General features: G+C 54.7%; 10 protein-coding genes. 5 read left to right on the top strand and 5 right to left on the bottom strand.

Features of this window, described 5'->3' with window-relative positions:
* Positions 1 to 101: 101 nt before the first annotated feature.
* Positions 102 to 641: a fimbrial protein gene (locus LZU96_RS21030; protein WP_233988544.1), complete on the bottom strand. Its 540-nt coding sequence runs from the start codon at positions 639 to 641 to the stop codon at positions 102 to 104.
* Between the two features lie 937 nt (positions 642 to 1578).
* On the opposite strand from LZU96_RS21030, the gene LZU96_RS21025 reads away from it, so the two are divergent.
* Complete coding sequence (locus tag LZU96_RS21025) at positions 1579 to 1743, top strand: hypothetical protein (RefSeq protein ID WP_233988543.1); 165 nt, start codon at positions 1579 to 1581, stop codon at positions 1741 to 1743.
* Between the two features lie 190 nt (positions 1744 to 1933).
* Here LZU96_RS21025 and LZU96_RS21020 read toward each other — a convergent pair whose 3' ends face one another.
* The gene (locus tag LZU96_RS21020) at positions 1934 to 2803 is read right to left on the bottom strand and encodes an alpha/beta fold hydrolase (RefSeq protein WP_262287730.1); all 870 of its coding nucleotides are present in this window, start codon (positions 2801 to 2803) and stop codon (positions 1934 to 1936) included.
* A gap of 51 nt (positions 2804 to 2854) precedes the next feature.
* Entirely contained in the window at positions 2855 to 3460 is a 606-nt protein-coding gene (locus LZU96_RS21015) for a TetR/AcrR family transcriptional regulator (RefSeq protein ID WP_233988542.1), read from the bottom strand.
* Positions 3461 to 3661: 201 nt separating this feature from the next.
* On the opposite strand from LZU96_RS21015, the gene LZU96_RS21010 reads away from it, so the two are divergent.
* Complete coding sequence (locus LZU96_RS21010; protein ID WP_233988541.1) at positions 3662 to 4696, top strand: AI-2E family transporter; 1035 nt, start codon at positions 3662 to 3664, stop codon at positions 4694 to 4696.
* On the opposite strand, the gene LZU96_RS21005 is transcribed toward LZU96_RS21010, so the two are convergent.
* Positions 4685 to 7414: a cation-transporting P-type ATPase gene (locus LZU96_RS21005; protein WP_233988540.1), complete on the bottom strand. Its 2730-nt coding sequence runs from the start codon at positions 7412 to 7414 to the stop codon at positions 4685 to 4687. The genes LZU96_RS21010 and LZU96_RS21005 overlap by 12 nt on opposite strands.
* A 515-nt stretch (positions 7415 to 7929) precedes the next feature.
* Here LZU96_RS21005 and LZU96_RS21000 point away from each other — a divergent pair.
* The 3 genes from LZU96_RS21000 to LZU96_RS20990 are packed head-to-tail and all read left to right on the top strand — an operon-like array spanning position 7930 to position 13032.
* Positions 7930 to 9018: an efflux RND transporter periplasmic adaptor subunit gene (locus LZU96_RS21000; RefSeq protein WP_233988539.1), complete on the top strand. Its 1089-nt coding sequence runs from the start codon at positions 7930 to 7932 to the stop codon at positions 9016 to 9018.
* Entirely contained in the window at positions 9018 to 12074 is a 3057-nt protein-coding gene (locus LZU96_RS20995) for an efflux RND transporter permease subunit (protein ID WP_233988538.1), read from the top strand. Before LZU96_RS21000 ends, LZU96_RS20995 begins: the two co-directional genes overlap by 1 nt.
* The gene (locus tag LZU96_RS20990; protein ID WP_233988536.1) at positions 12067 to 13032 is read left to right on the top strand and encodes an acyltransferase family protein; all 966 of its coding nucleotides are present in this window, start codon (positions 12067 to 12069) and stop codon (positions 13030 to 13032) included. The genes LZU96_RS20995 and LZU96_RS20990 overlap by 8 nt, the downstream gene beginning before the upstream one ends.
* Here LZU96_RS20990 and LZU96_RS20985 read toward each other — a convergent pair.
* Positions 12982 to 13710: a DJ-1/PfpI family protein gene (locus LZU96_RS20985; RefSeq protein ID WP_233988534.1), complete on the bottom strand. Its 729-nt coding sequence runs from the start codon at positions 13708 to 13710 to the stop codon at positions 12982 to 12984. The two genes, LZU96_RS20990 and LZU96_RS20985, sit on opposite strands and share 51 nt — an antisense overlap.
* Between the last annotated feature and the right edge of the window lie 6 nt (positions 13711 to 13716).

The raw sequence follows: 13716 nt of genomic DNA, 5'->3' as shown, positions 1-13716 counted from the left end.
CACCATCACTGCATAAAAGTGTCTGTTCATCATCATTCAGGTGTGTCGGTGTATGACGGTGCCCGTAGGCGAGCACCGTAGGATTTCAAAGACTCTGAGACTTACTGATAAGAGAGTACGAAGTCAGCGGCACCAGAGAATGAACCCGGTACTACAGCCTGACCATCACCTTGCAGGTAAGCAGACATAGCGATGGTGGTATCGTCCGCCGTCAGGGTAGTTGCTGCAGATTCCTGACCCAGCTTGATTTGTTTTTCAGATGCGTCGTTGATAACGATCGCCGCACCACTTGCAGTACCTGAAATACCCCATGCCTCAGGCATGTTAGTGTCTGCGGTACCGCTCCAGGTGGCGGTGACCGTTTTATAGGTGTTGATATCGCAATTCTGCAGAGCAATTTCGAACGGAACCGGAGAGGATTTACCGTTATTTGCCAGTGTTGAATTAGATACCTGTCCCAGGTCAACGGTCTGATCTGCGGTAGCTGGAGAGATTGAGCATGGTGAGTCAATAATTTCACCTTTAAAATGTACGGTACCGTGACCCTGACCACCAACAGTGCCCGATGCCGCAGCATTTGCGAAACTGCTAACCATAGCCATGCTTAAACCCATTGCCAGTGCAATTTTTGAAAACTTCATTTATATTTTCCTGTTTAACGTTATTGCAAAAAACAAAGTCACACTCACCTGATTCCAAAATAAAAATACCATGTCCTGATCAGGCGAATACATTTGACGGCGGCAATAATATAAAAACGAAAAGTTTTGTCAAATTATGACAAAAAGAGTAACGCTAAAAATAAAAGTATTTAAAAACAATTAGTTATGCTCATGTGAACGCAAAAACAAAATAAAAAACAGAGCACCAATGAAATTAAAGACAAAACGTCCTCACCGATCAGATCAAAAGGACAAAACAATATTTTATAGGGGATTCATCGCATAAAGCGACTTAGAAGAAAAATAGGAAGAATAAAAACCACTTTCATTAGCAACAATAAAACAACACAACGCCGCGCAAGTTGATATTAATTAAAATGAAATGTTAAGAAATAATATATATTCTTTTCTTTGAATAGGAATATTCTCCCGGGCGATGTTTTATGCTTAACGCCCTGACTTACACCGTGAGATAAATTTATTGCGAATATTCCTAATAAATTATCGGACATTCCCTTGTGTCACACGCAGATATAGGAAAACTCCCCTCGCTATATTTGGTTATTTTTATCATCTTTACTCTACGCTACGTGGTTTTACGTTATCTTCCTCCCATCAACCTTTATCGCGTCCCCTATATTTGCTGTATTACGAACCTAACCTGCCTGTTATGGGTCATCTGAAAGCCGATCTTATGGTCATAAGCTGAGTGGGAAGAGTTGATTAGGAGGAAAATGTCAGGGTTCAAAGAGCAGGCAGCCCAGATCGTTCGCCAGACCAGGGGCAACTCTCGGTATCGCAGCGTGTCCGGTTATCATTCAACCGGCTACAGTCGGATAGTACTCTGAATGGTTCTTCTGGTGGCAGATACAATGCAAATGATACCCGGACGCTTATGGGTCATAAAAGATAGGAAATGACAGATAAATATAACGACGATCGTGACCTGGGATGGAAGCGGCTGGTGGTCAAAAAACAATCCGTTTTGCAGAAGAGTTTTGCAGGGGCTTTGCAGAAGACCCTTTTGCCCGCCTCCGAAAACAGCGCAAACTGTGTTCAGCTCCCTCCGTTTGAGGCTTAACGCTGTCCGGCAATCGATCGGACCGGGCGGTCAGTTCGGCGCCGTTTCAGCTGTGCTGTCAGCTGGCTGGATAACTCCCCCGGAACGACCTGTCTCAGAATATCAGCATCCCCGCTTAGCGCCGACAGCCTGGCGCTGGCGGCCTGAGGCGATACGGCAGACACACTGCCACGGTTACCCGCTTAGCGGATCAGCGAATAAAAAAACGCGTTAACAGTTCCGCCAATTTTTCCGGCTGTTCGTCGGGAATAAAATGCCCGCATTTCCCGATAACCGCACCGCTGACCTGCTCAGCCACGGCGCGCAGCGGGGTCGCCATATCCGGAATCGAACCCCGATCGGCACTGACCGCCAGTAACGGCAGCGCCAGCTTCCCGGCCTGCGCGCGCTGGCGGTTCTGACGGGCTGACTGATCGACGGCGCGGTAATAGGCCAGTGCGGCACGCAACGCTCCCGGCTGCTGGTAAATGCGCAGATATTCAGCCCGCGCGGCCGCGTCGATCTGGCGGGGATTGGCCGCTTTACGATTAAAAAACCAATCCAGGTAAATCCCTTCCCGGCCCGCAATCATCGCTTCCGGCAGGTCGCTGACGCAGTGAAAGGCGAAATGCCATGTTTTCCATGCGTTATCGCCGGCTAACGGCAGCGACTCAGGCAGCGTAATGCCCGGAATGCCGCCATCCAGCAGCGCCAGCTGGCTGACGTGATGCGGATACTGCGCCGCCAGCGACCAGGCCACCCAGGCACCAATATCGTGCCCCACCAGATGAAAACGCGTCATGCCCAGCTGCTGTAACAGTGCCATCACCCGCTGCGCCACCGTATCGGTATCGTAACCCTCAGCAGGAAAGTCCGAGTCGCCCTGTCCTGACAGGTCAGGCGCAATGACATGAAAGTGGTCAGCCAGCCCAGGGATGACGTCTCGCCACGCATAGCTGCTTTGCGGAAAACCGGCGAGCAGCACCACCACGTCCGCGTTTTCTCGCCCGGCACTAAGATAGTGAAAACGGATCTCATCCACGCTGGCAAAGTGATGCTGATAGTGTTGAGGATATTGCATGATGTCGCTCCATAATTTAGGAAACGTTCGTTTCCATATTAGCTAAAAAATTTAGTCGAGGATTTTCAGGGCCAGCGGGATAACGCTCTCATCGGGTCGGGTGGCAGCCACTTTACCGGCCACCCGCATTCCCAGCACAATGCATAACAGCAGCGAGGCGGTCGCTTCAGCATTCAGTGCTGCATTGATCGAACCATCCTGCTGCCCCAGAACGATAAGCTGCCGCAGATTCTGCTGATTGCGCGTCAGCGCGTCACTGACCGCATCGGCCAGATCGTCATCCAGCGTCTGCAGTTCAACGGCACTGCCGGCGACCAGACAGCCGCGTTCGCCTTCAATATCACGTACTGATTCCACATAAAATTGCAGCAGTGCTGCCAGCCTGGCGCGACCGTTTTCACACTGCGCCAGCCGCTCGCTCAGCGCGGCGTTGCGTAATGAGAGGTAGCGTGCAAACACCTGCGCGAACAGCGAGCGTTTATCCGTGAACGCTTTGTAAATGCTGCCGGTGGTGAGCTGCATCGCGCGGCTGAGATCGCCTATCGAGGTGGCGTGATACCCTTTTTCGCGGAAGATCTGCATCGCGCTGTCCAGCACCGCGTCAGTCTCAAATTCTCGCGGCCGGCCCCGCTCTTTCACCGGATGATGATGGCCCATCGCCTTACCTTTAGGAAATGATCATTTCCTTAAAAATAAGCCATCTTCCTCAGGAAAAAAAGGGCTGGCTTCCTGAATTTATCAACAGCCAGAACGGAAACCGTCACGCCTGCCGGATACACTGCCGTCTGACCTGACGCAAAGCACCGTCATCTGCCGCTCATCTATACTGCAAACTATCCTCAATCAAGGAGCGCCCTCATGGAACTGAGCTGGTTCACTCTCTGGCCGCCTCTGGCCCGCGTACTTTTTGTTCTCGCCTCACTCACTATCATTCTCAGCGGTTTGTATCTGGCCGCGCCGTGGATTAACCAGGTCCTGCTGGCGATGCTGTTATCGATCATGCTCGATCCGCTGATTAGCTGGCTGGAGAGGAGACGCATACCGCGCATTCTGTCGACCTTACTGGTCATTATTCTGATGCTGATGGTGGTGGTATTTACCATCATTAAACTGACGGTGCTGACCCCCGATCTGATGCAGCTCAGCCGTCAGGCACCGCTGCTGCTGGCAGCCCGGCTGGAACAGCTCACGCTGGTGTTCGCCCGGCTGGATATCGGCATGACGCCCGACCAGCTATTAACCTTTATCGATGCCGGTGCCGTGGTGCGAATTGTCACCGCTTTTCTGACGCAGATCCCCGGCGTTATCTCCTGGTGGATCATGGTTTTTTTGATGCTGCTGTTTATGTTGTATGAATTACCGCTGCTGAAACGCGCGCTTCAGCAGCGGGTAGCCGGAAAGCATCAGGCGATTTATCAGGCGTTGCAGGAAGGGATACTGAGCGTGATTGTTTATGCCCGCGTCAAAACCCTGACCAGCCTGCTGGGCGCGCTTATTGTCGGAACCGGCGCGCAATTGCTGGGTCTGAAATTTGCCTTTTTCTGGGGCGTGCTGATGTTTGTCTTTAACTATGTGCCGGTGCTCGGCTCGTTTCTGGCGGCGATCCCGCCGGTGATCCAGAGTTACATACTGTTTGATCTGCAGATGGCGCTGGCGGTGGCCGGCTTCTTTATGGTGCTGAATCTCTGTCTGAGTTCAGTCATTGAACCGCTGCTGATTGGAAAGCGGCTTGATATGTCCTTAACCAGCCAGCTGCTGGCGTTTCTGTTCTGGCAGGCACTGTTGGGCATAACCGGGGCAATACTGGCGATACCGTTAACCTATCTGATCAAAAAAGTCCTGCTGGCGGGCTATCCGCAACAGCAGGACTCACAGACAACATTAACGCAGTGAGGCGGCTTTATTACGCCATGAACGGGTCAGACGTTTTTCAATCTCGACCACGATGAAGATCGCCATACTGACAATCAGGGAGATCAGCCAGTAGTTGATCGGCAGCGGACGGGTGCCAAACAGCGTATTCATCAGCGGCACATAGATAATAATCGCCTGCAGCACGATCAGTACCAGCGTCACCAGCCAGATACCGCGGTTTTTCAGCAGACCGCGATCCAGTGAGAAGCCATCAGCGTTACGGCAGTTGAGCATATAGGCCCACTGTGCGGTAACCAGCATCTGCAGCAGCACGGTGCGGATAAATTCCGCACTGTAGCCACGCGGTTGCAGCCAGGCTTCCAGCACGAAGGCGCTGATGGAGATCAGCAGGCCGACAAACACCACGCGCCAGATGGCGTAACCATCCATGACGTGCGCTTTCACATTGCGCGGCGGACGCCGCATGGCATTCGCTTCCGCTGGTTCAAATGCCAGACCAAACGACAGCGTGGCAGAGGTCGCCATGTTCATCCACAAAATCTGCACCGGCGTTAGCGGCAGCAGGTTACCCATCAGGATGGCGATAATAATCAGCAAGCCCTGCGCCAGGTTAGTCGGCATGATGAAAAGAATGGTCTTCTTGAGGTTGTCGTAAACCCGACGTCCCTCTTTTACCGCAGCGGCGATAGTGGCAAAGTTGTCGTCAGCCAGGATCATGTCTGCCGCTTCTTTTGTCACTTCGGTGCCTTTAATCCCCATCGCAATACCGACGTTAGCCTGTTTCAGCGCCGGCGCATCGTTGACGCCGTCGCCGGTCATACCGACGATTTCGCCACTGGCTTCCAGCGCTTTTACCAGCCGCAGTTTATGTTCCGGGCTGGTACGGGCGAAGATATCGTAAGTTTTCGCCGCCTCAGCCAGCTCGGCATCGTTCATGTGTTCCAGCTGATAACCGGTGATGGCGGCCTGGCTGTTGCCGATACCCAGCATCTGACCGATCGCCATCGCGGTTTCCTGATGGTCACCGGTGATCATTTTGACGCGAATACCCGCCTGCTGGCACTCATCGATGGCCGCGATCGCTTCAGGGCGCGGCGGGTCCATCATGCAGGCAAGCCCCAGCAGCACCATGTCATGCTTCAGCTCATCATGATCGAGCGAGGTAACCGGCGCAGCGGTTTTCTTCCAGGCCGCGGCCACGGTGCGTAATCCTTCACTGGCGTAAGTCGTGATGGCTGCGTCCCAGTAAGCACGGTCAATCGGCTCGACGCCTTCCGGCGTTTGCTGCTGCTGACACAGATTCAGCAGCACATCGGGCGCGCCGGTCAGCAGCACATAGGATTCACCGCCGGCCACACAGCTGACCGACATATATTTATACAGGGAGTCGAACGGCAGTTTGCTGACTACCTCAACCGGCACGGCGCTGGTCATCCCCTTCGCCGCCAGCACTTTCAGCGCACCTTCGGTCGGGCCACCGACAATGGTCCAGTGTCCCTGATTGTCCTGACGAAGCTGACTTTCATTGCAGGTGTCTACCGCGTGCAGGAACTGTTGAAACAGCGGGTCCTGCGCCGCATTCGCGCCGTCGCCTGCAGCCTGCTCGGCAACAATCTCCCCTTTCGGTTCATAACTGTTGCCGCTGACGCGCCAGCGGCTTTTCGCCAGCACCACCGCTTTTACCGTCATCTCGTTCATCGTCAGCGTGCCGGTTTTATCCGAGCAGATCACGGACATCGCACCCAGCGTTTCAACGGTAGGCAGCTTGCGGATAATCGCCTGGGTACGCGCCATCGACTGCACGCCCAGCGACAGGATGATGGAAATAATGGCGGGCAACCCTTCCGGAACCGCAGCAACCGCCAGGCTGATAACCGACAGCGACAGTTCGCCCAGCGGAATATCGCGCAGCAGGTAGCCAAAAATGAACAGCGCCACCATCATCAGCAGGATGATGAAGAAGATCGCTTTCCCCAGCTTGTCGATCTGCACCAGCAGCGGCGTTTTCACCTCTTTAATGCCGCTGATCATCTCATTGATATGGCCGAGTTCGGTATCTCCTCCGCTGGCAATGACCACGCCCGCCGCAGTGCCTGAACTGACGGTGGTGCCTGAAAAGGCCAGATTCAGGCGATCGCCCAGCGATTTTTCGCCGCTCAGCGTATCGACACTTTTCGATACCACCGTCGACTCACCGGTCAGAATCGCCTCTTCAACCCGCAGATTGTTGACTTCGAACAGCCGCAAATCAGCCGGAATCTTATCGCCGGGCCGTAGCATCACCACATCGCCAATCACGATATCCCGCGTCGGCACGGTGACCTGCTTTCCATCACGCACCAGCATCGCCTCATTCGCCAGCATGTTCTGGATGCTTTTCAAAGATTTCTCGGCGTTGCTTTCCTGGATAAAACCGATGAGCGCATTGATGACAGCAACGCCGAGAATGACAAAGGTATCCACCCAGTGGCCCATGATCGCCGTGATCACCGCCGCTGCCAGCAGGATATAAATCAGTACATCTTTGAAATGCGCGATAAATTTTATCAGCGCCGATTTTTCCGCTTTTTGTGGCAGTGCGTTCGGACCATATTTCTTTAGCCGCTCCTGAGCGGTAGCGGAGGTTAATCCCGCTGAGGAACTTTGCAGGTCAGTAAATATCTCTGTCACACTACGCTGATACCAGGTACGCTCTGATAAAGCCGGCGCTTTATCCTGTTTTTCGTTGTTTAGCATATATAAACCCCGTGCCATTAAGCGATGAATTAAACGCGAAATTTAAAAAAATGCATTTTGCGGGATACGATACCCACAGGTAATGACCGACATCATTTTTCAGCAAAAAAGGTATGGTGGATGACAGGAAATGGCTAAATTAAATTTAACCTATATTATCAGAATGACAACGTTGTTTTTGTTTAACTCAGGTTTATACCTGTTCGTGCACTCTGCACCGTTTCAGATCGTGGCAGACAAAAGGAAACATTGATGAAAAAACAGAGCATTATCGTGCTTTGCGGTTTCGTTATTCTCGCGGTTGCCGCGACCACGCTGGTGGGGCTATTGACCTGGCTGGTCGTCTCGCAAATGGCAAACTAATAGGTAACAAACGAAGCGGCACTGCCGTCTGGCTAAAAATATTTTGAGTGCGTTAAACTTATTTTTAAATCGGTGGCGATAAGCATCAGGTAACTTTATTCCTCAACGCTTATTAAACCGCGGCTAAAATAGCTGATGTTAAGGCGAAGAAAATGATCAAACACAAAGTTATTTCCGTTTTGCTCTGTTGTGTTTTTATGACAGCGTGTGACGAGAAAAAAGAGCCTGATGCGCCACCTCCGCGCGTAATTAAAGTTTTCACCCTGGAAAGCAATCACGCCGAAAATATCCGTGTTTTTCCTGCGCGTATTCAGGCCGGTGACAACACCGATCTGGCTTTTAAGCGCGCAGGCCAGTTGGTTACGCTGGATATTCGTGACGGAACAACAGTTAAAGCGGGACAGACTCTCGCGACCCTCAACGACGCCGAAGCGCAATTACGGGTGCGTGACCGCCAGACCAGCCTGCAACTGGCGGAACGTCAGTACCAGCGATTCCGCACGCTGGCACAGCGCAGTGCGGTTTCAAAGTCAGAGATGGATATCCAGACCGCCAATCGCGATGCGGCGGCAACGGCGTTAAAACTTGCCAGAGAAGAGTTACAGTTCCTCACGCTACGTGCTCCGTTTGATGGTGTGATCGCGCAGGTTCAGGTGCGGAATCATCAGGTGGTCGCGGCAGGTCAGCCTGTGGCGCTGCTGACTCGCGCAGACCTGCTGGATGTGATCTTTACCCTGCCAGAAACCCTGTTTGCCAGTCTGGATATCCAGAACATCCATTACCAGCCCGAAGTCCAGTTTAATGCGCTGCCGGGACGCGTCTTTAAGGCGCAATACAAGGAACACACCAGCCAGACCAACGCCGCCACGCTGACCTATCAGGTGGTGCTGACCATGCCGCGGCCGACAGATTTACCCGGCGTGGCGGGGCTGAGCGGCTCGGTGCGCGTCCAGTTGCACAATCTCCCCAACGCACCTGCCCAGCCTCGTCTGGTGGTGCCTGCCGCCGCCGTGTTTAATCCCAATCACAGCCCGACTAATCAGCCGCACGTCTGGCTGGTGGAACAACAGGGCGATGTGCTGCGGGTCAAAGATCGTCAGGTTGAGGTCGGCAGGCTGAGTGCGCAAGGTGTTGAGATTGTCAGCGGACTGCAGCCGGGTGATCGGATTGTCGCCGCCGGAGTTGGCGAACTGCGTGACGGTGAAGCGGTACGCATCTGGCAGCGCGAGCGGGGGTTATAATGCGTATTCAGCAGCATTTCCTCGATAAGCCGATCCGCTACTGGATGGTCATTCTGCTGCTGGGCGTGGGCGGAATTTATGCCCTGCTCAATATCGGACGACTGGAAGATCCGCTCTTTACCATCAAATCCGCGGTAATAGTGACCGCCTATCCCGGTGCCTCGGCGCAGCAGGTTGAGGAAGAGGTCACCCTGCCGCTGGAAAACGCCCTGCAACGTCTGCCTTCGCTGGATAATGTCAGTTCCATATCTGCAAATGGCCTGTCGCAGATCACCGTCAATATCCATACCCGTTATCTCGCCGATCAGCTACCCCAGATCTGGGACGAACTGCGTCGTCGGGTGGATGATGCAGCCCGCCAGTTTCCTCCGGGCGTTCAGGCACCGCTGGTGAATGACGATTTCGGTGATGTTTATGGCTACTTCTTTGTCATCCACGGCAAAGACTTCACCAACAGCGAACTGCGTAACTATGCCGATCAGCTGCGACGCGATCTGGTGCTGGTGCCTGGCGTGGCAAAAGTCGCGGTGGCGGGCGTTGAGCAGGAAGAGATACGCATTGCGCTCTCCGCCAGCAAAATGACCGCCTACGGCATGACACCGCAGCGGGTGGCCGATCTGCTCAGCCGCCACAACAGCGTGGCCAATGCCGGTAGCGTGCGGGTGGACAGTGAATCGATCCGTTTCCATCCCACTGGCGAACTGCAGACGCTTGAGGATCTGGCCAGCCTGCCGATTCTGCCCGCCGGCAGCCCGCAAAATGTTCATCTGCGCGACATCGCAACCCTGACGCGCGGCGTCACCGATAATCCGGCCAACCTCTACTTTGCCGATGGCGAAGCGGCCCTGGCTATCGGCGTCTCGTTTGCGCCTGGCGTTAACGTGATTGACGTGGGCGATGCGCTTTCAAACAAGCTGGCACGCTATCAGCAGGAGACGCCTGCGGGCATCAGCCTTAACGTGTTCTATAACCAGGCCCATGAGGTTAAGCAGTCGGTCGATGGCTTCATCCTTAACTTCCTGATGGCCCTGGCGATAGTGGTGGGTACGCTGCTGTTGTTTATGGGGCTGCGCAGCGGGCTGGTGATTGCCGCCTCGCTGGCACTCAACGTGCTGGGTACGCTGCTGATCATGGATCTGTTCAGCCTGGAGCTGCAGCGAATATCATTGGGAGCGTTAATTATTTCGCTGAGTATGCTGGTCGATAACGCCATCGTGGTGGTTGAAGGAGTCAAAATTGATCACCAGCGCGGCCAGCCGTTGCAGCAGGCGATGACCCGGATGATCCGGCGAAGCGCCCTGCCGCTGCTGGGCGCTACCGTGATTGCCATCATCGCCTTTGCCCCGATCGGCCTGTCGCAGGACTCCACCGGTGAGTATTGTAAATCACTGTTCCAGGTGTTGCTGATTTCGCTGATGCTGAGCTGGGTTACCGCCCTGACCTTAACGCCGGTGTTTATCCGCTGGAGCGAGCAGCGCCAGCCAACCCGTCAGCCAGAGCAGCAAGAGGCGCCCTATCAGGGCATCGTTTTCCGGCTTTACCGTCAGGCGCTGAGTGGATTACTGCGTTTCCGGCTGACCACGCTGACGGTCATGGTGGCGTTGCTGGCACTGTCACTGTATGGCTTCGGCCTGGTGAAACAGAACTTCTTCCCCTCTTCCAGCACACCGATCTTTTTTACCGATCTCTGGCTGCCCTACGGCACCGATATCCACTACACCGCTGACACAGCCGCCTCTGTTGCACGTTATATCAATCAGGACCCGGCCACAGAAGCGACGGTCACCACCGTCGGTCAGGGCGCGCTGCGCTTTACGCTGACCTATGATGGCGCCCGCCAGTACAGCAACTTTGCGCAGATCATGGTGCGGGTGAAAGATGCCCGTCAGCTCGATGCGCTAGTGCTGAAAACGGAAGCCTATATTCAGCAGCACTATCCGCAGGTCAATGAGCGGATTAAACGCATTCAGTTTGGCAGCGCCAGCGACAGCGCCATCGCCCTGCGCGTGATCGGCCCTGACCCGGAAAAACTGCGCCACATCGCCAGCCAGCTGGATGCCATTTTCCTTGCGGATGGCACCACGTTCCCGGTACGCAATGACTGGCAGGAACGCAGCAAAGTCATCCGGCCGCTCTATTCAGCGCTGCGCGGTCAGGAGCTGGGCATTGATAAACGCGACATCGATCAGGCCCTGAGAATGAATTTCAGCGGTGATGCGGTGGGGATTTTCCGCGACGGCTCCCGACTGATGCCGGTGATGCTCTATCCCACAGATGAAGAGCGACAGGATATCGACCATATCGCCAATATTCAGCTCTGGAGCGCCGCACTACAGCACTTCGTTCCGCTTAGTAATGTGATCGCCGACTTCCGGCTGGAATGGGAAAATCCGTTGATTATGCGCCGCGATCGGATGCGGGTGCTGACGGTGCAAACCGATCCCGATCCCGCCTCTGGCCTGACCGCTGCACAGATTGTGGCGCGGGTAAAGCCGCAAATCGATCAACTTGCCTTACCGAGCGGCTACCGGCTTGAATGGGGCGGCGAGCTGGAGAGTTCGCGTGAAGCGCAGAGTGGTTTGCTGAGTTCGCTTCCGGTGGGATTCCTGGCCATGTTCGTGATTACCATTCTGATGTTCAATTCGCTGCGCGACGCGCTGGCGATCTGGATCACCGTGCCACTGGCACTGATCGGCGTGACCTTTGGCTTCTTACTGACCGGCATTCCGTTTGGCTTTATGGCGCTGATAGGGCTGCTCAGCCTGTCGGGAATGCTGATCCGCAACGGCATCGTGCTGGTGGAGGAGATTCGTCTGTTCCAGCAGGAAAAACCGCTGCAGCAGGCGATCATTGATGCCGCAACCTCACGTCTGCGCCCGATTCTGCTTACCGCCTTTACCACGGTGCTGGGCTTGCTGCCGCTGCTGCGCGACGTCTTCTTCCAGAGCATGGCAGTGGTGATCATCTTTGGTCTGGGCTTCGCCACCGTTTTAACCCTGCTGGTGCTGCCGGTGATCTATCGCTGCTTCCACGGGCGGGAGGCGAAAAATGAATAAAAGCGGGCTGGCGATGCTGAAGATGCTGGCCTGCATCACTGCCGTCTCCTTTTTTACTTTTTATCAGAGTTACGACAGCTACCACTACGACTCGGATCTGGCGCTGAACGTGCTGAGCTTCGTCTCAACCATCGCCACGCCGCTCTATTTTTTACTGAGCGGCTATATGGATGCGGGCGAGCAGCATACGTCAGCCTGGCAACTGGGCAAAATCCGCCGCATTTTGCTGATTTTCCTCTTCTGGTTTAGCTTTTTCTGGTTTGCCGGCCTGCACAAGAAGGGCTATTTAATCCAGCCGTGGTTTGTGATCGCGTTAATCTTCATCTATGCCTCACATCCGCTGATCGACCGGCTGATCCGTACGCCTGGCAAGATGGCGCTGGGGATACTGCTGCTGCTGATCTTTGCCTTTGTCTACGATCTGATGGCCAGTCTCTACCCCAATCAGCGGGCGTTTTCACTGTTGCCGCAATACCGCATCTGGACCTGGGTGCTTTACTACCTGTCAGGACGGCTGATGGCGGCACCACAGGTGATACGCCTGCTGATGTCGCCCCGCGTGATCAAAAGTAGCCTGCTGTTACTGCCCGCGGTCTGGCTGTTCACCTGGCTCTATGAGCGCTACTACTTCATCGCCCGTTTTTTTGCCACCAGCAATGAGGTCGTGCTCACCGGCTCGCAGGTTTACCTGCTGGTGCTGCTGATTGTGATCAGCATTAATGCCATCAGGCTGCCGGAAAACAGGCCGTGGATAACCTCATTTCTGACCACGCTGGGCAAAACCATGACCGGCGTTTACATCCTGCACTATCTGATCTTCAATCTGCTGGCACTGGCCATCAGGATTCAGACGCTGGGCGATAAACTGCTGGTGATCGCCCTGACGCTGCTGTTTTCGATGGTCATCTCACTGCTGATGCTGCGTATTCCCGGCGTTAGTAAACTGATCAGCCTGTAACCGAGCCGCCGCCTGTTCGGTAGCCTGACGACGCGTGGCGATAAAGGCTGCCATGCCCGCTCTCGCCTGTTCCACCTCTTCGGCCGGAGCGGTCCGGGGCGAACCACTGTTGAATGGTGGCGCCGGATCGTACTCCATCTGGAGCTGAATCGACCTGGCAACGGCATCGCCACACAGTTCCGCCACCAGCGTCAGGGCAAAGTCGATACCGGAGGTCACGCCCGCGCCGGTAATGCGGTTCCGATCGCGTACCACCCGCTGGCTGACCGGTTCGGCACCCAGCAAAGCCAGCTGATCAATCGAACCCCAGTGCGACGTGGCGCGGTAACCCTGCAATAGTCCGGCTGCGCCCAGCACCAGCGAGCCGGTGCAAACTGACGTCACGCGCTGAGCCTGACTGGCCTGCTGACGCAGAAAGTTCAGCGTTTCACTGTCTGACATCAGCGCAATCTGTCCCGGACCGCCAGGCACGAAGATCACATCCAGCGGCGGGCAGGCATCGAACGTCACGGTGGGTAAAATCGATAAGCCGCGATCGGAGCGAACCGGCTGCAAATCTTTCCAGATCAGATGACAGGCAAACTGCGGCGTGCGGGCAAAAACTTCCCACGGACCGGTTAAGTCCAGTTGGGTGACATCAGGAAACAGCAACAGACCAATCTGTAGCGGGCAGCTCATAAAAGG

The organism is Pantoea agglomerans (assembly GCF_021397715.1).
Classification (GTDB): domain Bacteria; phylum Pseudomonadota; class Gammaproteobacteria; order Enterobacterales; family Enterobacteriaceae; genus Pantoea; species Pantoea astica.
Note: the sequence above shows the minus strand (reverse complement) of the source record. Positions and strands in the feature narration are given on the sequence as shown.

Coding starts and splice junctions, on each gene's coding strand:
- LZU96_RS21015 (WP_233988542.1), bottom strand. CDS start 3,460: ATGGGCCATCATCATCCGGTGAAAGAGCGGGGCCGGCCGCGAGAATTT.
- LZU96_RS21000 (WP_233988539.1), top strand. CDS start 7,930: ATGATCAAACACAAAGTTATTTCCGTTTTGCTCTGTTGTGTTTTTATG.
- LZU96_RS20985 (WP_233988534.1), bottom strand. CDS start 13,710: ATGAGCTGCCCGCTACAGATTGGTCTGTTGCTGTTTCCTGATGTCACC.
- LZU96_RS21020 (WP_262287730.1), bottom strand. CDS start 2,803: ATGCAATATCCTCAACACTATCAGCATCACTTTGCCAGCGTGGATGAG.
- LZU96_RS21030 (WP_233988544.1), bottom strand. CDS start 641: ATGAAGTTTTCAAAAATTGCACTGGCAATGGGTTTAAGCATGGCTATG.
- LZU96_RS20995 (WP_233988538.1), top strand. CDS start 9,018: ATGCGTATTCAGCAGCATTTCCTCGATAAGCCGATCCGCTACTGGATG.
- LZU96_RS21010 (WP_233988541.1), top strand. CDS start 3,662: ATGGAACTGAGCTGGTTCACTCTCTGGCCGCCTCTGGCCCGCGTACTT.
- LZU96_RS20990 (WP_233988536.1), top strand. CDS start 12,067: ATGAATAAAAGCGGGCTGGCGATGCTGAAGATGCTGGCCTGCATCACT.
- LZU96_RS21005 (WP_233988540.1), bottom strand. CDS start 7,414: ATGCTAAACAACGAAAAACAGGATAAAGCGCCGGCTTTATCAGAGCGT.
- LZU96_RS21025 (WP_233988543.1), top strand. CDS start 1,579: ATGACAGATAAATATAACGACGATCGTGACCTGGGATGGAAGCGGCTG.